The sequence below is a fragment of the Burkholderia sp. KCJ3K979 genome, assembly GCF_016759955.1.
In the GTDB taxonomy this organism is placed as follows: Bacteria; Pseudomonadota; Gammaproteobacteria; order Burkholderiales; family Burkholderiaceae; genus Burkholderia; species Burkholderia orbicola.
Window position 1 is genome coordinate 1 of record NZ_JACFYV010000119.1, and the last position, 20,169, is coordinate 20,169.

Below are 20,169 nucleotides of genomic sequence, written 5' to 3' on the forward strand. Positions count from 1 at the left end.
GCCTCGCCGAGCTGAACGTGCTCGAACAGGTGCGGCTGCTGCGCGCGTCGCCGATCGTGCGCGGCCGCGAGCGGCCACCGCTCGTGCATGGCTGGATCTTTTCGCTCGCCGACGGCCGCCTGAAGGAGCTCGATTCCGGCTATGCGGCGTCGCCGACCGAAGCCGAGCCCGAGCCCGAGCGCGCTGCCGCCGTCGCGCTCGGTTGACCCGCGCCCTGCCCCTCCACGCCAACGAAACCACCCCAACCATGAAACTGAACGAGCGCCTATCCACCCTGCCGCGCGACATCGTCGCCGGCATCGTCGTTTTCCTCGTCGCGCTACCGCTCTGTCTCGGCATCGCCAATGCGTCCGGCGTCGAGCCGTTCGCCGGGCTCGTGTCGGGCATCGTCGGCGGCATCGTCGTCGCACTGCTGAGCGGCTCGTCGCTGTCCGTCAGCGGGCCGGCCGCCGGCCTCGTCGTGATCGTCGTCGAAGGGATCGCGCAACTCGGCAGCTTCTCCGCGTTCCTGCTCGCGGTGCTGCTGTCCGGCGTGCTGCAGTTCGGCTTCGGCATGCTGCGCGCCGGCCGCTTCGCCGCTTACGTGCCATCGCCGGTCATCAAGGGCATGCTCGCCGCGATCGGCCTGCTGCTGATCGTGAAGCAGATTCCGTTCGCATTCGGCCTCGGCGGCCAGGCCGCGCAATCGTTTGCGAACTGGCCGAGCCTGCCGACCGCATGGGCCGCCACGGTGATCGCGCTTGCGTCGCTCGGGCTGCTGATCGCGTGGGACACGCCGGCTCTCAAGCGCTTCGCGTGGGTGCGCTCGGTACCCGCGCCGCTCGCGGTCGTCGTGCTCGGCATCGGCGCGACGCTCGTGCTCGGCGTGGTCGCACCGGCAGCCGCACCGGGCGCCGCCCATCGCGTCACGCTGCCCGAATTCGACTCGTTCGCGGCGCTCGCGGCATCGCTCAAGCATGCAGAGCTCGGCCCGAACTTCGCGCAACTGCTCAATCCGGACGTATGGCGCGTGGCGATCACGCTTGCGGTCGTCGCAAGCCTCGAGACGCTGCTGTGCCTCGAAGCGGTCGAACAGATCGATCCGAAGCGGCGGCCGACGCAACCCGATCGCGAGCTGAAGGCGCAGGGCGTCGGTAACCTCGTCGCGGGCGCCGTCGGCGGCCTGCCGATCACGTCGGTGATCGTGCGCAGTTCGGCCAACGTCAACGCCGGCGCGCAAAGCCGGATGTCCGCGATCGTGCACGGGGTCCTGCTGCTCGCGAGCGTGTTTGCGCTCACCGGCCTGATCAACCTGATCCCGCTCGCGAGCCTGGCCGCGATCCTGATCCACACCGGTCTGAAGCTCGCGAAGCCCGCGCTGTTCCGCTCGGTCATGAAGCAAGGCCCGGCCGCGTTCGCGCCGTTCGCGGCGACGATCGCGGGTGTGCTGGCGGTCGACCTGCTGTTCGGCATCGCGCTCGGCCTCGCATGCAGCGTGCTGGCCGTCGCCGTCGCGAACCTGAAGAGCCCCGTCACGCTTGCGCAGCATGACGATCACTTCCTGCTGTCGTTCCGCAAGGACGTGTCGTTTCTCGGCAAGGTGCAGGTCAAGCACCACCTGCGGCACATTCCGGACCGGGCGGCGGTGATCATCGACGCGACGCGCGCCGACTACATCGATCACGACGTGCTCGAACTGCTCGATGCGTTCGTCGCCGATGCGCCGCGGCGCGGGATCGCGGTCGAGTTCCGCCGGCGCAATCCGGCGCCACGCCCGGCGGCGCGCCGCTGGCTGTTCCGCGCGCCGGCCGCGGAATGAGCGGCCAATGAAAAAACGCCCCGGCGGCGCAGGGCCGCACGGGGCGTCTCGGTGCCGCGCAACGCGCGGCGCTTACGAGCGCTGCGGGTTGAGCTTGTCGTCCTTCGAGTGCAGCTTGTTCAGCGCGGAAATGTACGCCTTCGCGGATGCGGCGACGATATCCGGATCGGTGCCCACGCCGTTGACGATCCGCCCGCTCTTCGACAGCCGAACGGTCACTTCGCCCTGCGCCTGCGTGCCGGTCGTGATCGCGTTCACCGAGTACAGCAGCAGCTCGGATCCGCTGCCGACTTCACCCTCGATCGCATTGAACGTCGCGTCGACCGGGCCGTTGCCGCGCGCCTCGCCGGTCACTTCCTTGCCTTCGACCGCGAACACGACCTTCGCCTGCGGCTGCTCGCCCGTTTCCGAACGCTGCGACAGCGACACGAACTTGAAGTGCTCCTGTTCCTGCGCGAGCGCCGATTCCTCGGACACGATCGCGATGATGTCCTCGTCGAAAATCTCCGCCTTGCGGTCGGCCAGATCCTTGAAGCGCATGAACGCGGCATTCAGTTCGGCTTCGCTGTCGAGCGACACGCCCAGCTCCTGCAGACGCTGCTTGAACGCGTTGCGGCCCGACAGCTTGCCGAGCACGATCTTGTTCGCGGTCCAGCCCACGTCTTCCGCGCGCATGATCTCGTAGGTGTCGCGCGCCTTCAGCACGCCGTCCTGGTGAATGCCCGATGCGTGTGCGAATGCGTTCGCGCCGACCACCGCCTTGTTCGGCTGCACGACGAAGCCGGTAATCTGCGACACGAGCTTCGACGTCGGCACGATCTGCGTCGTGTCGATGCCGACGTCGAGACCGAAGTAGTCCTTGCGGGTCTTCACGGCCATCACGATTTCCTCGAGCGACGTGTTGCCCGCGCGCTCGCCGAGACCGTTGATCGTGCATTCGATCTGCCGCGCACCGCCGATCTTCACGCCGGCGAGCGAGTTCGCCACCGCCATCCCGAGGTCGTTGTGGCAATGCACGGAGAAGATCGCCTTGTCCGAGTTCGGAATGCGCTCGCGCAGCGTCTTCACGAGGTTGCCGTAGAGTTCCGGCACGCCGTAGCCGACCGTATCGGCGATGTTGATCGTCGTCGCACCCTCGGCGATCACCGCTTCCAGCACGCGGCACAGGAAATCGAGATCCGAACGGCTGCCGTCTTCCGGCGAGAATTCGACGTTGTCGGTGAACTTGCGCGCGAAACGCACCGCGAGACGCGCCTGCTCGAACACCTGGTCCGGCGTCATCCGCAGCTTCTTCTCCATGTGCAGCGGCGACGTCGCGATGAACGTGTGGATCCGCGAACTGTTGGCCGGCTTGAGTGCGTCCGCCGCGCGCTGGATGTCCTTGTCGTTGGCCCGCGCCAGCGAACAGATCGTGCTGTCCTTCACGAGACCGGCGATCGTGTGGATCGCATCGAAATCGCCGTTCGAGCTGGCAGCGAAACCCGCCTCGATCACGTCGACCTTCATCCGCTCGAGGTGCTTCGCGATGCGGATTTTCTCTTCCTTCGTCATCGACGCGCCGGGCGATTGCTCGCCGTCACGCAACGTCGTATCGAAAATGATCAGCTTGTCTGTCATGGGGGGCTCCAGGGCTCTTTTATACGGAAGTCAAACGTAACGAGATCGCGCCACCGCTGGCGACGCTCAACAACAGACGAGGCTTGAGACGGAGGGCGAGAACGGTCAGCGCGGCAGGCGCGCCAAAGCTGGCGCGCGTAGCGGCGCACCGGCCAGAAGGAGGGGGAAGCGGGGAAATGCAGTCATGCCGCAGACTATAGCGACATTCCGTGGACCGCGCAATTGGACGACACCCGGGAACGGCACCCGGAAACCGTGAACCGGCGCGGCCTGGCCCGCAAAAAGGGGCAAATGGAAACGGCGGCCCCGAGGCCGCCGTTTCCTGGCAGATCGTGCGTCGGCGTCAGTGATCGCGCTGCGACGAGCGCGCCGGATTCGCGCGCCCGCGGATGGCCATGTAGGCCCAGAACACGTAGCCGGACAGCCCGTACAGCACGAACAGGCAGAACAGCATCAGCGGCGGATCGGACGACACGAGCACGAACGCGACGACGACGAGCAGGATCGCCGCGAACGGCACGCGGTGCCGGACGTCGAGCGCCTTGCCGCTGTAGAACGGCGCGTTCGACACCATCGTCACGCCCGCGTAGATCGTCAGCACGAACGCGACCCACGGCAGCCAGCCGAGCTTCATCGGCACGCGGTTGTCGGTCGCGAGCCACACGAAGCCGGCGATCAGCGCGGCGGCGGCCGGGCTCGGCAGCCCCTGGAAGAAGCGCTTGTCGACCACGCCGATGTTCGTGTTGAAGCGCGCGAGGCGCAGCGCGGCGCCCGAGCAATAGACGAACGCGGCGAGCCAGCCCCAGCGGCCGAGATCCTTCAGCACCCACTCGTACATCACGAGCGCGGGCGCGACGCCGAACGACACCATGTCGGAAAGGCTATCGAACTGCTCGCCGAACGCGCTCTGCGTATGGGTCATGCGCGCGACGCGCCCGTCCATCCCGTCGAGCACCATCGCCACGAAAATCGCGATCGCGGCGATCTCGAAGCGTACGTTCATCGCCTGCACGACCGCGAAGAAGCCGCAGAACAGCGCGGCGGTCGTGAACGCGTTCGGCAGCAGATAGATGCCGCGCGTCTTCAGGAACCGCTGGCGCGCAGCGCGGCGGCTCTCGAGCGGCGCCGCATCGGGCGCCATCACCTTGTTGCGGCGGAACGGGCGTGGCGTCTGACCGGAGCCGTTACGCGGCCGACGCGGTTTGAATGCGGCCATCGTGCGCCCCGCCGCTTACTGTTCGAGCTCGGCGAGGATCGTCGACGACGCGTAGACCTTCTCGCCGATCGACACCTTCGCGCGGCTGCCGAGCGGCAGGTACACGTCGACGCGCGAACCGAAGCGGATGAAACCGTAACGCTGGCCGCGCGACAGCGGCTCGCCGGCGCGCACGTAGCAGAGGATCCGGCGAGCGATCAGGCCGGCGATCTGCACGGACGTGACGGTCTTGCCGCTCGCCGTCTGGATCACGACCGCATTGCGCTCGTTCTCGGTCGACGCCTTGTCGATCGCCGCGTTCAGGAACGCGCCCGGGAAATACTCGACCTTGCTGATCGCGCCATCGACCGGCGAACGCTGCGAATGGACATTGAAGACATTCATGAACACGCTGATCTTCAGCGCTTCGCGGTTCGCGTACGGATCCTGCGCGGTCTCGACCGCGACGATGCGGCCGTCCGCCGGGCACAGCACCGCGTTCGGCTGCGCCGGGATCGGGCGCTGCGGATCGCGGAAGAACTGGACGACGAAGACGAGCAGCAGCCAGAACGGCCACGCGAAGCCGAAGCCCCCGACGGCATGGATCAACAGCGCGACGACGACTGCAATCGCGATGAACGGCCAGCCTTCGCGCGCGATGATCGGATGAGGATAGTTCATGGATTCGTTCTGTGTTCGGTGAATTGCAAAGCACGTAGCATAACAAAAGCCGCCCGGGGCACTGCTGCCTTCGGACGGCTTTTTGATGCCGACCCTCCACTCGAAGGGCCGGAACAGCACGAGGTGCTTAGTTCTTCGTCTGGTCGACGAGCTTGTTCTTCGCGATCCACGGCATCATCGCACGCAGCTTCGCGCCGACCTGCTCGATCTGGTGCTCGGCCGTCAGGCGGCGGCGCGACTGCAGCGTCGGGGCGCCCGCCTTGTTTTCGAGAATGAAGCTCTTCGCGTACTCGCCCGTCTGGATGTCGGTCAGGCACTGCTTCATCGCCTTCTTCGTCTCTTCCGTGACGACGCGCGGGCCGGTCACGTACTCGCCGTACTCGGCGTTGTTCGAGATCGAGTAGTTCATGTTCGCGATGCCGCCTTCGTAGATCAGGTCGACGATCAGCTTCAGCTCGTGCAGGCACTCGAAGTACGCCATTTCCGGCGCGTAGCCGGCTTCGACCAGCGTCTCGAAACCCGCCTTGATCAGCTCGACGGTACCGCCGCACAGCACGGCCTGCTCACCGAACAGGTCGGTTTCGGTCTCTTCACGGAAGTTCGTCTCGATGATGCCGGCACGGCCGCCGCCGTTCGCCGCCGCGTACGACAGCGCGATGTCGCGTGCCGCGCCCGACTTGTTCTGCGCCACCGCGATCAGGTGCGGCACGCCGCCACCTTGCGAGTACGTGCCGCGCACGGTGTGGCCCGGCGCCTTCGGCGCGATCATGATCACGTCGAGGTCGGCGCGCGGGATCACCTGGCCGTAGTGCACGTTGAAGCCGTGCGCGAATGCGAGCGCCGCGCCCTGCTTGATGTTCGCGTGGACTTCCTTCGCGTACACGTCGGCGATCTGCTCGTCCGGCAGCAGCATCATGACGACGTCCGCGCCCTTCACCGCTTCCGCGACTTCCTTGACCGACAGGCCGGCGTTTTCGGCCTTGCTCCACGACGCGCCGCCCTTGCGCAGGCCGACCGTCACGTTCACGCCGCTGTCCTTCAGGTTCAGCGCGTGCGCATGGCCTTGCGAGCCGTAGCCGATGATCGTGACTTGCTTGCCCTTGATGAGGGAGAGGTCAGCGTCTTTGTCGTAGAAAACGTTCATGATGGTTCCTTCGCTAATTCAAAAAAATTCAATAATTCGTTCGGATGGAGTACTGCGGGCCGGGACATGACGGCGCACCCGGCGTGCCTCTTTGGCTATGTCGGCATCACACCTTCAGGATGCGCTCGCCGCGTCCGATGCCGGAGCTGCCGGTGCGCACGGTCTCGAGGATCGCGCCCGCGTCCAGCCCCTGGATGAATGCGTCGAGCTTGTCGCTCGCGCCCGTCAATTCGATCGTGTAGGTCTTCTCGGTCACGTCGATGATGCGGCCGCGGAAAATGTCCGACATCCGCTTCATTTCTTCGCGCTCCTTGCCCACTGCACGTACCTTGATCAGCATCAGCTCGCGTTCGATGTGTGCACCGTCGGTCAGGTCCACCACTTTCACCACCTCGATAAGGCGGTTCAGATGCTTCGTGATCTGTTCGATCACGTCGTCGGAGCCAATGGAAACGATGGTGAGCCGCGACAGCGATTGGTCTTCGGTCGGCGCCACCGTCAAGGTTTCGATGTTGTAGCCGCGTGCGGAAAACAGGCCGACCACGCGCGACAGCGCGCCCGGTTCGTTCTCCAGCAGGACGGAAATGATGTGTCTCATGTTCGCTTCTTCCAGAATGTGTCCGTGTCGATTCACTCGCGCCGCGCGCCGCCGCGTGCCGCACCGCCCTTCGTGAAGGCGGCCGCATCCGGCCAGACGCGCGTCGCGCCGTTACAGATCTTCCGATCCGAGCAGCATCTCGGTGATGCCCTTGCCGGCCTGTACCATCGGCCAGACGTTTTCGGTCGGATCGGTCTGGAAGTCGAGAAACACGGTGCGGTCCTTCAGGCGCAGCGCTTCCTTCAGCGCCGGCTCCACATCCGAAGTCTTTTCGATCCGCATGCCGACATGGCCGTACGCTTCGGCGAGCTTCACGAAATCGGGCAGCGCATCCATGTACGAATGCGAATAGCGCTTGCTGTATTCGATCTGCTGCCACTGGCGGACCATGCCGAGGTAGCGGTTGTTCAGCGAAATGATCTTCACGGGCGTGTCGTACTGCAGGCAGGTCGACAGTTCCTGGATGCACATCTGGATCGAGCCTTCGCCCGTGATGCACAGCACGTCGTCGTCCGGATGGGCCATCTTCACGCCCATCGCCGCCGGCAGGCCGAAGCCCATCGTGCCGAGGCCGCCGGAGTTGATCCAGCGACGCGGCTTGTTGAAACGGTAGAACTGCGCGGCCCACATCTGGTGCTGGCCGACGTCCGAGCACACGAACGCATTGCCGTCCGTCAGCTCCCACGCCTTCTCGACCACGTACTGCGGCTTGATGATCTCGCTTTCGCGGTCGAACTTCAGGCAGTCCTTCGCGCGCCAGCCTTCGATGTCCTTCCACCATTGCGCGAGCGCTTCGGTGTCGGGGCCATGCTCGGCCGTCTGCAGTTGCTCGATCAGCTCCTTCAGCACTTCCTTCACGTCGCCGACGATCGGGATGTCGACCTTCACGCGCTTCGAAATCGACGACGGGTCGATGTCGATGTGAATGATCTTGCGCGGGCGCGACGCGAAGTGCGCCGGGTCGCCGATCACGCGGTCGTCGAAGCGGGCGCCGATCGCGATCAGCACGTCGCAGTGCTGCATCGCCATGTTCGCTTCGTAGGTGCCGTGCATGCCGAGCATGCCGAGGAATTTCTTGTCCGACGCGCGATAGCCGCCGAGGCCCATCAGCGTGTTCGTGACCGGGTAGCCGAGCAGGTCCGCGAACTGGTTCAGTTCACGCGACGCGTCGGCGAGGATGATGCCGCCACCCGTGTAGATGTACGGACGCTTCGCGGTCAGCAGCAGCGACACGGCCTTGCGGATCTGGCCCGAATGGCCTTTCGTGACAGGGTTGTACGAGCGCAGCGACACGCTCTTGATCGGCTCGTACTGGCACGGCGTCTTCGAGATGTCCTTCGGGATGTCGATCAGCACCGGGCCCGGCCGGCCGGTGCGGGCGATATAGAACGCCTTCTTGACGGTTGCCGCGAGGTCGCGGACGTCCTTCACGAGGAAGTTGTGCTTCACGCACGGACGCGTGATGCCGACGGTGTCGCATTCCTGGAATGCATCCTGGCCGATCGCGGCAGTCGGCACCTGGCCGCTGATCACGACCATCGGGATCGAATCCATGTAAGCCGTTGCGATGCCGGTCACCGCGTTGGTGACACCGGGGCCCGACGTCACGAGGCAGACGCCGACATTGCCGGTGGAGCGCGCATACGCATCGGCTGCGTGCACGGCCGCCTGTTCATGGCGCACCAGCACGTGCTGAATCTTGTCCTGCTTGTACAGCTCGTCGTAGATGTAGAGAACCGAGCCGCCGGGGTAGCCCCAGATGAATTCGACGTTTTCGTCGGCCAGTGCCTTCATGAGCACGGTACCGCCGATGGAGTCGCTATCGGGAGGGGAAAGGGGTTCCGACGTGGAGAATTCCGCGCTGGGCATGTTCATTTTGACCTTTCGAATTTTCGGCAAAAAATTGATCGGGTGCTCTCTGCCGGGCTTGTGGCTCGGGTTCAAGCGGCGCGTCCAGTTTGAAGGGCGGGCTTCTTGGGCCAGCCTCAAATGAGACCATCACTTCATGTTGCGAATCGCTGACGATAGCGGGTCGTGATGGGGCCGTCAAGTAAAATATCCCGCAGCGCATCATGCACGCCGCGGGGCGTCCCGCCGGCGCGGCTCGCGCGCAACGTGCGGCGCCCGACCCGGTGCCAAGCCGCACGAAAATTTGATAGCATCCGCGGGTTTTACGAAATTTTTCGACCTTTTACACCACGCAGCGGGCCGCAGCGCATACCTTCACGGAATGGCATCAGACAAGGAACTCGCCGACTTTCTGGCGGGCGTCGAAAGGCGCGCGTTCAAGCAGGCTGCGTACGCCGTGCGTGACGACGATGCGTCGCTCGACATCGTGCAGGACGCGATGATCAAGCTCGCGGAAAAGTACGGCGACCGGCCGTCGGCCGAGCTGCCGCTGCTTTTTCAGCGGATCCTGCAGAACGCGATCCACGACTGGTTCCGCCGGCAGAAGGTCCGCAATACGTGGGTGACGCTCTTCTCGTCGCTGAACAACACCGACGACGACGACTTCGACCCGCTCGAAACACTCGAATCCGCGGACGACAACGCGGGCGTCGAGAGCAGCGAGCACCGCCTCGAACGAGAGCAGGTTCTGGCCCTGATCGACGAAGAAATCCAGAAACTTCCGGCGCGTCAACGGGAAGCGTTCCTGATGCGTTATTGGGAAGATATGGATGTCGCCGAGACTGCCGCCGCAATGGGGTGCTCCGAGGGCAGCGTCAAGACGCACTGCTCACGAGCCACTCATACCCTGGCGCAAGCGCTCAAGGCCAAAGGAATCACGCTATGAGCTCCGCAAACCGAGAACACGAATTCGCGCTGAAGGTGCGCCGCGCGCTGGACGAGCGCGCGTCCGCGCTGCCTGCCGCGACCACCGATCGGCTGGCCGTCGCCCGCCGGGCCGCGCTCGCGCGCAAGAAGCCCGAAGCCGCGACCGCGCCGGTGTTCGTGCCGGCCTTCGCCGGCGCGGCCGGCGCCTACGGCCCGACGCCCGCGAACCGCCCGCCGACGTCGTTCGGCCGCCGCCTGCTGCGCGCGTGGCCGCTCGCGTTGCTGCTCGCGGGGCTCGTCGGCATCGCGTACTGGGAAGACATGCAGCGCACCGCCGAACTCGCCGACATCGATGCGGCGATGCTCAGCGACGACCTGCCGCTCAACGCGTATCTCGACCACGGGTTCAACGCGTATCTTTCGCGCGCTCACTAACAGACAATAACGAGGGGATCGTACGGGTGAGTCAGAAGCGCGGCCTGGCCGTATTTTTCGGATGCGTGATCGCGATCGCCGTTTCCTACGTCGCCACGTATCCCCGATTCCACCCGGCCCCCGCGACGATGCCCGTCGCGACCACCAGTTCCGCCGCGCCGGCGTCGGCCGCGGCCGGGCTGACCACCGAACTTCCGCCGCTGCCGCTTCCCCTGCCGCTACCGGCCGCCGCCGGCCCGCTGTCGTGGGCGCGCCTCACGCCGGCGCAGCACGCGGCCCTCGCCCCGTTCGCCGACCAGTGGGACGGCTTCAGCGATGCCCGCAAGCGTAAATGGCTGAAGATCGCATCGCGTTTCGCGAAGTTGTCGCCGGATGACCAGAAGCGCCTGCAGGAGCGGATGACCGAATGGGCGAAGATGACGCCCGAGCAGCGCCGCGTCGCACGCGAGAACTACCAGAGCGCGAAGGAACTGTCCGCGCAGGCGCGCGAGCGCGCGTGGAAGGCCTACCAGCAACTCCCCGAGGAGCAGAAGGAACGGCTTGCCGCCGCCGAACGCCGCCGCAAGCCGAGCGTCGTCAGCGCGCCGCCGACCGTCGCCGACCGTGACGTCCGCCGCCTCGTCAATTCGCACGAACACCCGGCCAGCGGTGCGGCCGCCGCTCCGGCGCCCGCGTCGGCCGGCGTCGCCGCGCAGCCGGTGCCCGCGTCGTCGACGTCCGGCACCGCGTCCGCACCGGCCGCCGTGGCGCCGGTGTCGCCCGCCGACGCACCTTCGCTGTTCAAGGGCTCCTGAACGGCCGTGGCAAACGCCCGCGCGCCCGACACCCCGACCGCCGCGCCGTCCGTGCGACGGCGCCTCGCCGCGCTACTCTACGAGGGCGTGCTGCTGTTCGGCGTCGTGTTCTTCGCCGGGCTCGCGTTCAGCCTCGCGACGCAGCAACGCAACGGCCTCGTCCATCACAACCTGCTTGCCGCGTGGATCGCGCTCGTCGTCGGCGCGTATTTCGTGTGGTTCTGGACGCACGGCGGCCAGACGCTGCCGATGAAAACCTGGCGACTGCGGCTCGAATCGTCGAACGGCCGGCCGCTGAGCGCCGGCCACGCGCTCGTCCGCTACGTGCTCGGCTGGCTGTGGTTCCTGCCGCCGCTCGCGCTGCACCCGCTCCTCGGCCTGTCGGTACCCGTCACGCTCGCGCTCGCCGCCGCGTGGATCATCGTATGGGCCGGCGCCGCCCGGTTGCACGCCGGCCGCCAGTTCCCGCACGACCGGATCGCGCGCACCCGCGTCGTCGCGATACCGCGCTGACGCGCCGCATTCGCCAGACGAAAGCCGCTCGCTCGGTGCTCCTGCCCTCCGGACGGCCTTGCCGAACAAGCTTCGGCCGTTCAGTGCGGCAGATGACGCAACGCCCGCTCGTTCACTGCTAAACACCCTTCAACGGTCGTAATAAGAACGTCTCGTGACTGTCATGGCACAGTCACGCCCGCATGGCGGAATGCCGGTAATGTCAACCGGCGCGAGTCATGCATGGGCCAGAAAACGTCCGCGACCTCACTGTTTCGTCACCCCATCGGCGCCCGCGCCGCCACTGCGTTCCTGTCCGGCTCGGGGGCAACCGACGGCGTGGTGTCGCACAAGCCGCCCGTCGCGCACACCACGCAGCACGAGGACCCCGAGCCGTCCGCCCATCGCTACCGCACCATCTGGCTGTCCGACATCCACCTCGGCTCGAGCGGCTGCCAGGCGCCCTACCTGCTGGATTTCCTGCGTCACAACGACTCGGAATACCTGTACCTGGTCGGCGACATCATCGACGGCTGGCAGCTGAAAAAGGGCTGGTACTGGCCGCAGGCGCACAACGACGTCGTGCAGAAGATCCTGCGCAAGGCGCGCAAGGGCACGCAGGTCGTCTACATCCCCGGCAACCACGACGAAGGCGCGCGGCAGTTCTGCGATCTCGCGTTCGGCGACATCCAGGTGCGCGGCGAGGCATTCCACACGACGCTCGCAGGCAAACGTTTGTGGATCGTGCACGGCGACCTGTTCGACGGCGTGATCCAGCACGCGAAATGGCTCGCGTACCTCGGCGACACGCTCTACACGCTGATCCTCGTGCTGAACCGCTGGTTCAACCGGATCCGCAGCCGGCTCGGCTTCCAGTACTGGTCGCTGTCGCAGTACCTGAAGCACCAGGTCAAGAACGCGGTCAACTTCATCTCGCAGTTCGAGACCGTGATGACCGACGAGGCGCGCCGCCGCGGCTGCGACGGCGTCGTGTGCGGCCACATCCACAAGGCCGAGATTCGCGACATCGACGGCGTGCTGTACTGCAACGACGGCGACTGGGTCGAAAGCCTGTCCGCGCTCGTCGAAACGATGGAAGGCGAACTGAAGATCGTCTACTGGACGGTGATGCGCACCGCACCGTCGGAGACCACGTCGCGCAAGGCCAAGGCCGCTGCCTGACACAACCCTACTTACAGGACATGCCGCGATGAAGATCATGATCGTCACCGACGCGTGGGAACCGCAGGTCAACGGCGTCGTGCGCACGCTGAAGAGCACGGCGCGCGAACTCACGGCGCTCGGCCACCGCGTCGAACTGCTGACGCCGCTGGAATTCCGCACGGTGCCCTGCCCGACCTACCCCGAGATCCGCCTGTCGATCCTGCCGTACCGCAAGCTGCGCGCGCGGATCGATGCGTTCGCACCCGACGCGCTGCACATCGCGACCGAAGGCCCCCTCGGCCTGGCCGCGCGGCGCTATGCGCGCGCCCGCAAGCTGCCGTACACCACCGCGTACCACACGCGCTTTCCGGAATACGTGCAGGCGCGCTTCGGTATTCCGCTCGCCGCCACCTACCGCTTCCTGCACTGGTTCCACGGCCCGTCGCTCGCGGTGATGGCGCCGACGCCGGTCGTCAAGCAGGACCTCGAGAAATTCGGCTTCACGAACGTCGTGCTGTGGACCCGCGGCGTCGATCTCGACATCTTCCGGCCGATGGAGTCGAAGGTGCTCAACACCGCGCGGCCGATCTTCCTGTACGTGGGCCGCGTCGCGATCGAGAAGAACGTCGAGGCGTTCCTGCGCCTCGACCTGCCCGGCTCGAAGTGGGTCGCGGGCGAAGGCCCCGCGCTCGCGGAACTGAAGTCGCGCTACCCGGAGGCGAACTATCTCGGCGTGCTGTCACAGACCGAGCTCGCGAAGGTGTATGCTGCGGCCGACGTGTTCGTATTCCCGAGTCGCACCGACACGTTCGGCCTCGTGCTGCTCGAAGCCCTCGCCTGCGGCACGCCGGTGGCCGCGTATCCCGTCACGGGCCCGATCGACGTGCTCAGCGGCGGCGACGCGGGCGCGATGCACGAGGACCTGCAGGAAGCCTGCCTCGAGGCGCTGAAGATCGAACGCACGACTGCGCGCGCGTGGGCGGAACGCTTCTCGTGGCGCGCGGCATCCGAGCAGTTCGCGTCGCATCTGAAGCCGCTGCCGAAGACCGCGTACTCGCCAGCCGAAGGTGCCGCCGTTTGAAACGAGACCTGAACGACAAGATCCCGCCCCCCGCCGCGACGCCGTCACGGCACCGCCCGTTCGACGAGGAAGAGCCGCACGCCGATGCGGACGTGCACCCGCACGAGCCGCTCGGCCCCGACGACCGGCTCGCGCCGTTGCCGCCGAACCCGTACAAGCGCCACCGCGGCATCACGCGTGCGTGGTTCGCGCTCAAGCATTCGCTGAACGGCTTTCGCGTCGCGATCCGCGAGGAAAGCGCGTTTCGCCAGGAGCTCACGCTCGCCGCGCTGATGCTGCCGATCGGCGCGTTCGCGCCGGTGCCGGCCGCATCGCGCGCGCTGCTGATCGGCTCGGTGCTGCTGGTGCTGATCGTCGAGCTGCTCAACTCGAGCGTCGAAGCCGCGATCGACCGCATCTCGCTCGAGCGCCACGAACTCTCGAAGCGCGCGAAGGACCTCGGCAGCGCGGCCGTGACGGTCGCGCTGTTCGCGTGCGTGACGACGTGGGGCTTCGTGCTCGGGCCGGTCGTCGCACGCTGGCTCGGCTTCTAGGCAACCGCCCGGCGTCCTTCCCGTCGCCCGCATGCGGCGCTGCACCATGCGCCGCGCGGGGCCGCGATCATGAAATGCCCCGATGTGGCGAAACCCCGGTTTATAATCGTCCGCTAGACATAGAACAGCAACCCGCGCCGGACGAATCACGCAGCATCGATTGCAGCGCCCGCCAGTCCGGCACACACAGGGCCGGACGACATGGAAGCGAAACCTCCCCGCCGCACCCGCGAACGGATTCTCGAGTTGTCGTTGAAACTCTTCAACGAGATCGGCGAGCCGAACGTCACCACCACGACGATCGCCGAGGAAATGGAAATCAGTCCAGGCAACCTGTACTACCATTTCCGCAACAAGGACGACATCATCAACAGCATCTTCGCGCAGTTCGAGCAGCAGATCGAACGGCGGCTGCGCTTCCCCGAAGATCACCGTCCGACGATCGACGAAACCTGGTCGTACCTGCAGTACATGGCCGATTTCATGTGGACCTACCGGTTCCTGTATCGCGACCTCAACGACCTGCTCGCGCGCAACCGCACGCTCGAGACGCACTTCAAGCAGATCATCAGCCACAAGGTGCGCTTCGCGCACGACATGTGCGAGCTGCTCGTCTCCGATGCCGAAATGGTCGCGACGCCCGCCGAGATCGAGGTCATCGCCACCAACATGGCGGTGATCTCGACCTACTGGCTGTCGTACCAGTACGTGATGCATCCGCGCAAATACAACGACCAGGACGCGATCCGCGAAGAGCTGCACCAGGTGAGCATGCACGTGATCTCGATCATGGCCCCGTACCTGCGCGGCCGTTCGCGCCAGCTGTTCGACGACCTCGTCTCCGGCAAGCTGCCCAAGCGCCAGTTCACCGACTACCTGCCGCCGCGCGACGGCTCCCCGCGCCCCGCCGACAGCCCCGTCGTCACCGGGCAGGCGTCCGCCAAGGATTCCAAGCAATGAAGGCAGTCTGCGTTTACTGCGGCTCGTCGTCCGGCGTGCGGCCCGTCTATGCCGACGCCGCGCGCGCGTTCGGCCGCGCGCTCGTCGATGCGGGCCTCACGCTCGTGTACGGCGGCGGCCGCGTCGGCCTGATGGGCGTGATCGCCGACGAAGTGATGGCGGCCGGCGGCCGGGCGGTCGGCGTGATCCCCGAGCTGCTCGTCGACAAGGAAGTCGGCCATACGGGGCTGTCGGAACTGCACGTCGTGCCCGACATGCACCATCGCAAGAAAATGATGGCCGACCTCTCCGACGCGTTCGTCGCGATGCCCGGCGGCGCCGGCACGCTCGAGGAGCTCTTCGAGGTCTACACGTGGGCGCAGCTCGGCTATCACCGCAAGCCCGTCGCGCTCTACAACATCGATTCGTTCTACGATCCGCTGATCGCGCTACTGCGCCATACGGTCGACGAAGGCTTCATGCGGCCCGCCTATTTCGACGCGCTGTGCGTCGAATCGGAACCCGTCGCGCTGATCGAGCGGCTGCGCCACTACCTGCCGCCCGCCCGCGACAAGTGGGCGCCAGACGCAGCGAAGTGATCCTCACCGGAAACCGCACGCGATGACCGCACCGTCCGACCGCAAGGCAGTCCTCATCACCGGCGCGAGCCGCGGCATCGGCCGCGCGACCGCCGTGCTCGCGGCCGAACGCGGCTGGGACGTCGGCATCAACTACGCGCGCGACGCGGCAGCGGCCGAACTGACCGCGCAGGCCGTGCGCGACGCGGGCGGCCGCGCGTGCATCGTCGCGGGCGATGTCGCGAACGAGGCCGACGTCGTCGCGATGTTCGATACGGTTGCGACCGAGTTCGGGCGCCTCGACGCGCTCGTGAACAATGCAGGCATCGTCGCGCCGTCGATGCCGCTCGCCGACATGCCGGTCGACCGGCTGCGGCGGATGTTCGATACCAACGTGCTCGGCGCCTATCTGTGCGCGCGGGAAGCGGCGCGCCGGCTGTCGACCGACCGTGGCGGCCGCGGCGGCGCGATCGTCAACGTGTCGTCGATCGCGTCGCGGCTCGGCTCGCCGAACGAGTACGTCGACTACGCGGGCTCGAAAGGCGCGGTCGATTCGCTGACGATCGGCCTGGCAAAGGAACTCGGCCCGCACGGCGTGCGCGTCAACGCGGTGCGCCCCGGCCTGATCGAGACCGAAATTCATGCAAGCGGCGGCCAGCCGGGCCGCGCCGCCCGCCTCGGCGCACAAACGCCGCTCGGCCGCGCGGGCGAGGCACAGGAGATCGCCGAGGCGATCGTCTGGCTGCTCGGCGATGCGGCGTCCTACACGACGGGCGCCCTGCTCGACGTCGGCGGCGGCCGCTAAGCTGACACGCGGCGCAACAATACGGCTGACGAAAACGCCCCGTGGTCACGGTGCCACAAATCTCCACAATTCCGTGACAGTTTCAGTAAACATCCGTAACAATTCCGTGCTCTACTAGCGGTCATTCAGACAGGTGTCTTAAACATCCTGTCCGTTAGCCGGATGTAATCCCTTATCGGTCCCGCCCATGTCGCCGGACCGGCTCGACTCGACCCGAGATCTTTTCCATGCCTGGAACCGCAGCGCCCAGCCGACGACGCACGTCCGTGCCCGCCCCGGCCGCGCACACCCGCTCGACCGCCGATACCGACGTCCTCGCGACGCTCGACGTCGCCGGTACGCCCGTCGCCGCCTCGACCGCCACGATCAGCGCCCCGCGCGACCGCTCGCTGCTGCTCGGCTGGCGCGCCTGGCTGTTCATCGCCGCACTGGTGTGCGCGTACACGCTGCCCGGTGTGCTCGGCCACGATCCGTGGAAACAGGACGAAACCTACACGTTCGGCATCATCCAGCACATGCTCGAGACCGGCGACTTCGTCGTGCCGACCAATGCCGGCCTGCCGTTCATGGAAAAGCCGCCGCTTTACGCATGGGTCGCGACCAGCCTCGCGTGGCTGCTGCAGCGCGTGATGCCGCTGCACGACGCGGCGCGCCTGGCGAGTGCCCTGTTCGCCGCGCTCGCGTTCGGCTTCATCGCCCGCGCGGCCCGCGTGGCCAGTCGCGCGGACACCTGGTTCGACCTGCGCGTGCTCGGCCCGGTGGTACTCAGCGCCGGCACGCTCGTCGTCATCAAGCACGTGCACGACATGATGACGGACGTCGCGTTGTTTGCCGGGACGGCAATCGGGTTCTGCGGGCTGCTCGAACTCGTGATGCAGCATGTCGCGCGGGCGCAGCAGATGCGGCACGGGCTGCCGGTGCATCCGGCGAGCCGCTGGGCCGCGCCGGTCTTCGGCGCGGGCGTCGGCATCGCGCTGATGGCGAAAGGGCTGTTCGTGCCGCTCGTGTTCGCGGCCACGCTCGTGTGCACGCTGGCGCTCTACCCGGCCTGCCGCACCCGCTCGTTCGCCCGCGCGCTGGGCGTCGCCGCACTCGTGTTCGCGCCGTTCGCGCTGATCTGGCCGACCGCGCTGTTCCTGCGCTCCGAAACGCTGTTCATGACGTGGTTCTGGGACAACAACGTCGGTCGCTTCTTCGGTTTCTCCGTGCCCGAACTGGGCGCGGAAAACGACAAGCCGTTCTTCATCCTGCGCGCGTTCCTTACCGTCGGCTTCCCGGTCGCGCCGCTCGCGATCGTCGCGCTCGCCCGCGGCGCATGGCGCGACTGGCGTGCGCCGCGCATCGCGCTGCCCGTGCTGTTCGCCGGCATCGGGCTCGTGGTGCTGCAGGTGTCCGCGACGTCGCGCCAGCTCTACATCCTGCCGTTCTTCGCGCCGCTCGCGCTGGTCGCCGCGCAGGCGATCGAGCGCCTGCCGCGCCGGCTGCATCTCGCGTGGGATTACCTCAGCCGCATCCTGTTCGGCACGGTCGTCGTGCTCGCATGGGCGATCTGGGCGGTGATGGCCGATCCGGCCGCGTCGCGCGCGGATCTCGCGCTGCTCGGCCGCTGGCTGCCGCTCGACTGGACGATGCCGATCCAGCCTGCGCTCGTGACCGGCGCGCTCGCGCTGACGGTCGGCTGGCTGACGCTGCTGCCGAAGCTGCGCACGACGGGGCTGTGGCGCGGCGCGCTGTCGTGGGGCGCCGGCGCGCTCGTCGCGTGGGGGCTCATCTATACGCTGCTGCTGCCGTGGCTCGACGTCGCGAAGAGCTACCGCTCGGTGTTCGACGACCTGAACGCGCATCTCGCGCTCGAATGGAACGACGGCGACTGCATGGCGAGCCTGCATGGGCTCGGCGAATCGGAAGCGCCGATGCTGTACTACTTCTCCGGCATCGAGCACACGCCGATCGACGACGCGAAGACGACGCGCTGCACGTGGATGATCGTGCAGGGCGTGCGGGCCGTCGATCCGGCGCCGGGCAGCGAATGGAAGCTGTTCTGGGCGGGCGCCCGCCCGGGCGACAACGAGGAATTGCTGCGCGTCTACGTGCGCACGCCCGAACAGCACCTGCAGTGATACAGGACGGCGCGATGCGCCGTCCTGCCCGCCTTCACTTTCCTCTTCGGCATAGGTCGCGGCAATCCGCCCGACCGGTGCGCAGCCCGTGCTGCCGTACCCGTGCCTGCACGAACCCGCAAGCGTCCGGGCGTTAGCCGCCCCGTTCCCTCATCACGCCAACGTACGGATCGTCAGAACGACGAGCCGGGCTCTCGCAGAAACGCCGTTTCCTCGTCGGTCGACGCGCGACCGAGAATCGCGTTCCGGTGCGGAAAGCGGCCGAAGCGCTCGACGATCGCCGCATGCAGCAACGCGTAGCGGTGATAGCTCTCGCATCCGGCCTCGTCGCGGATGCCCGCGCACAGGCGCACGGCCTCGCGCTGGCTCTCGACCGACTCGTCGTGCTCGAACGGCAGATACGCGAACGCACGGTGATGGCCGCTCGGCAACCGGGCGTCCCAGCCGGCCGCGACGACGCGGCGGGCGAGCGCGAGCGCTTTCGGATCGGCGGCGAACGCGCGCGGCGTGCCGCGATGGATGTTGCGCGAGAACTGGTCGAGCACGACGATCAACGCCAGCGCGCCCGACGGCGAATCGGCCCAGTGATCGCAGGCGCCGTCGCACGCGGCGTCGAGCAGCGCGCCGTAACGCGTGCGCAGCACGTCGTCGAACGCGGCGCCGCCGTTGAACCAGACCTTGCGGTTCTGCCCGAATTCGGCCGAGGCCGGCTCGCCGAACCAGAAATCGAGAATCTCCCGTGCCTGCGGATCGAGCGCCGCCGCGCCTGCTTTCCCGGTATCGACCGTCATGCAAACTCCAGTACGAGGCGCCGTGTGCGCGCACTCTTCTTTTCCAGTTTCGCGATCCGCAACCCGCCGATTTCGGACGTGTTGCGCACATGCGTGCCGCCGCACGGCTGCAGGTCGACGTTTTCGATGCGCAGCAGCCGCACGCGGCCGAGGCCCATCGGCGGCTTCACGCTCATCGTGCGCACGAGTTCGGGACGCTCGGCCATCTCGTCGTCGGTGATCCATTCGGTCGTGACCGGATGCGCGCCGACGACGAAGCCCGCGAGGCGCCGCTCGACGTCGTCGCGGTCGATCGCGTCGGAAGTCGCGAAATCGAGCCGCACGTAGTCGGCCGTCACGCTGCAGCCGTCGACCGCGTACGGCAGCACCGCGCACATCAGGTGCGCGGCCGTGTGCAGGCGCATGTGCCGGTAGCGGCGCAGCCAGTCGATCTCCGCGACCACGCGCGTACCGGGGGCCAGCGTCGCGACGCTCGCCTCCTGGCCCGGCGCGGGCACATGGACGGCGTCGTCGGGCGTCGCGCCGTCGAACTTCGCCTTGCGCGTGTCGGCGATCGCGATCGTGCTGCCGTCGGGCAGCGTCAGCGTGCCGGTGTCGCCGGCCTGGCCGCCGCCGAGCGGATAGAACAC

Annotated in this window: 20 protein-coding genes and 1 pseudogene; 13 read left to right on the forward strand and 8 right to left on the reverse strand. The window is 67.0% G+C overall.

Features of this window, described 5'->3' with window-relative positions:
- Both H3O04_RS22580 and H3O04_RS22585 read left to right on the forward strand, forming a co-directional pair.
- Positions 1–206: pseudogene (locus tag H3O04_RS22580) on the forward strand (carbonic anhydrase); the annotation flags it as partial.
- Positions 207–247: 41 nt separating this feature from the next.
- The gene (locus H3O04_RS22585) at positions 248–1,798 is read left to right on the forward strand and encodes a SulP family inorganic anion transporter (RefSeq protein WP_011545820.1); all 1,551 of its coding nucleotides are present in this window, start codon (positions 248–250) and stop codon (positions 1,796–1,798) included.
- A 72-nt stretch (positions 1,799–1,870) separates the two neighbouring features.
- On the opposite strand, the gene H3O04_RS22590 is transcribed toward H3O04_RS22585, so the two are convergent.
- From H3O04_RS22590 to H3O04_RS22615, 6 genes are all read right to left on the reverse strand, one after another.
- Positions 1,871–3,415, reverse strand: a complete 1,545-nt coding sequence (locus H3O04_RS22590; RefSeq protein WP_006478255.1) for a 2-isopropylmalate synthase — start codon at positions 3,413–3,415, stop codon at positions 1,871–1,873.
- A 343-nt stretch (positions 3,416–3,758) separates the two neighbouring features.
- Positions 3,759–4,631, reverse strand: a complete 873-nt coding sequence (gene pssA / locus H3O04_RS22595; RefSeq protein ID WP_006478254.1) for a CDP-diacylglycerol--serine O-phosphatidyltransferase — start codon at positions 4,629–4,631, stop codon at positions 3,759–3,761.
- Between the two features lie 15 nt (positions 4,632–4,646).
- Positions 4,647–5,291, reverse strand: coding sequence for a phosphatidylserine decarboxylase (locus tag H3O04_RS22600; protein ID WP_202588480.1), 645 nt, complete (start codon positions 5,289–5,291; stop codon positions 4,647–4,649).
- A 127-nt stretch (positions 5,292–5,418) separates the two neighbouring features.
- Positions 5,419–6,435: a ketol-acid reductoisomerase gene (ilvC, locus tag H3O04_RS22605; protein WP_006478252.1), complete on the reverse strand. Its 1,017-nt coding sequence runs from the start codon at positions 6,433–6,435 to the stop codon at positions 5,419–5,421.
- Positions 6,436–6,541: 106 nt separating this feature from the next.
- Positions 6,542–7,033 carry an acetolactate synthase small subunit gene (ilvN, locus tag H3O04_RS22610; RefSeq protein ID WP_006398781.1) on the reverse strand — a complete coding sequence of 164 codons (492 nt, stop codon included), beginning with the start codon at positions 7,031–7,033 and terminating at the stop codon, positions 6,542–6,544.
- 111 nt (positions 7,034–7,144) lie between these two features.
- Positions 7,145–8,908: an acetolactate synthase 3 catalytic subunit gene (locus H3O04_RS22615; protein WP_006478251.1), complete on the reverse strand. Its 1,764-nt coding sequence runs from the start codon at positions 8,906–8,908 to the stop codon at positions 7,145–7,147.
- A 355-nt stretch (positions 8,909–9,263) separates the two neighbouring features.
- On the opposite strand from H3O04_RS22615, the gene H3O04_RS22620 reads away from it, so the two are divergent.
- From H3O04_RS22620 to H3O04_RS22670, 11 genes are all read left to right on the forward strand, one after another.
- Positions 9,264–9,827 carry an RNA polymerase sigma factor gene (locus H3O04_RS22620; RefSeq protein ID WP_006478250.1) on the forward strand — a complete coding sequence of 188 codons (564 nt, stop codon included), beginning with the start codon at positions 9,264–9,266 and terminating at the stop codon, positions 9,825–9,827.
- A complete protein-coding gene (locus tag H3O04_RS22625; RefSeq protein WP_006478249.1) occupies positions 9,824–10,243 on the forward strand; it encodes a DUF3619 family protein in 420 nt (139 codons plus the stop codon). Before H3O04_RS22620 ends, H3O04_RS22625 begins: the two co-directional genes overlap by 4 nt.
- Before the next feature lie 26 nt (positions 10,244–10,269).
- Positions 10,270–11,037 (forward strand): DUF3106 domain-containing protein, encoded by a 768-nt coding sequence (locus H3O04_RS22630; protein ID WP_006478248.1) that lies wholly within the window; start codon positions 10,270–10,272, stop codon positions 11,035–11,037.
- 6 nt (positions 11,038–11,043) lie between these two features.
- Positions 11,044–11,550: an RDD family protein gene (locus H3O04_RS22635; protein ID WP_006478247.1), complete on the forward strand. Its 507-nt coding sequence runs from the start codon at positions 11,044–11,046 to the stop codon at positions 11,548–11,550.
- 222 nt (positions 11,551–11,772) lie between these two features.
- Positions 11,773–12,711 carry a UDP-2,3-diacylglucosamine diphosphatase gene (locus tag H3O04_RS22640; protein WP_006478246.1) on the forward strand — a complete coding sequence of 313 codons (939 nt, stop codon included), beginning with the start codon at positions 11,773–11,775 and terminating at the stop codon, positions 12,709–12,711.
- A 28-nt stretch (positions 12,712–12,739) separates the two neighbouring features.
- A complete protein-coding gene (locus H3O04_RS22645) occupies positions 12,740–13,774 on the forward strand; it encodes a glycosyltransferase family 4 protein (protein WP_043888581.1) in 1,035 nt (344 codons plus the stop codon).
- A complete protein-coding gene (locus tag H3O04_RS22650) occupies positions 13,771–14,307 on the forward strand; it encodes a diacylglycerol kinase (RefSeq protein WP_011694335.1) in 537 nt (178 codons plus the stop codon). Before H3O04_RS22645 ends, H3O04_RS22650 begins: the two co-directional genes overlap by 4 nt.
- Positions 14,308–14,508: 201 nt before the next feature.
- Entirely contained in the window at positions 14,509–15,267 is a 759-nt protein-coding gene (locus tag H3O04_RS22655) for a TetR/AcrR family transcriptional regulator (protein WP_006478243.1), read from the forward strand.
- On the forward strand, positions 15,264–15,845 hold the full coding sequence (locus H3O04_RS22660) for a TIGR00730 family Rossman fold protein (RefSeq protein ID WP_054928014.1): 582 nt from the start codon (positions 15,264–15,266) through the stop codon (positions 15,843–15,845). Before H3O04_RS22655 ends, H3O04_RS22660 begins: the two co-directional genes overlap by 4 nt.
- Before the next feature lie 22 nt (positions 15,846–15,867).
- Positions 15,868–16,629 carry an SDR family oxidoreductase gene (locus H3O04_RS22665; protein WP_054928015.1) on the forward strand — a complete coding sequence of 254 codons (762 nt, stop codon included), beginning with the start codon at positions 15,868–15,870 and terminating at the stop codon, positions 16,627–16,629.
- Positions 16,630–16,856: 227 nt separating this feature from the next.
- The gene (locus tag H3O04_RS22670; RefSeq protein WP_077178108.1) at positions 16,857–18,749 is read left to right on the forward strand and encodes an ArnT family glycosyltransferase; all 1,893 of its coding nucleotides are present in this window, start codon (positions 16,857–16,859) and stop codon (positions 18,747–18,749) included.
- A gap of 173 nt (positions 18,750–18,922) precedes the next feature.
- Here the strand turns inward: H3O04_RS22670 and H3O04_RS22675 are convergent, their stop codons facing one another.
- Positions 18,923–19,540 carry a DUF924 family protein gene (locus tag H3O04_RS22675; protein ID WP_202588481.1) on the reverse strand — a complete coding sequence of 206 codons (618 nt, stop codon included), beginning with the start codon at positions 19,538–19,540 and terminating at the stop codon, positions 18,923–18,925.
- On the reverse strand, positions 19,537–20,169 hold a 633-nt coding region (locus H3O04_RS22680), incomplete at its 5' end, for an alanyl-tRNA editing protein (protein ID WP_202588482.1). The genes H3O04_RS22680 and H3O04_RS22675, both read right to left, overlap by 4 nt.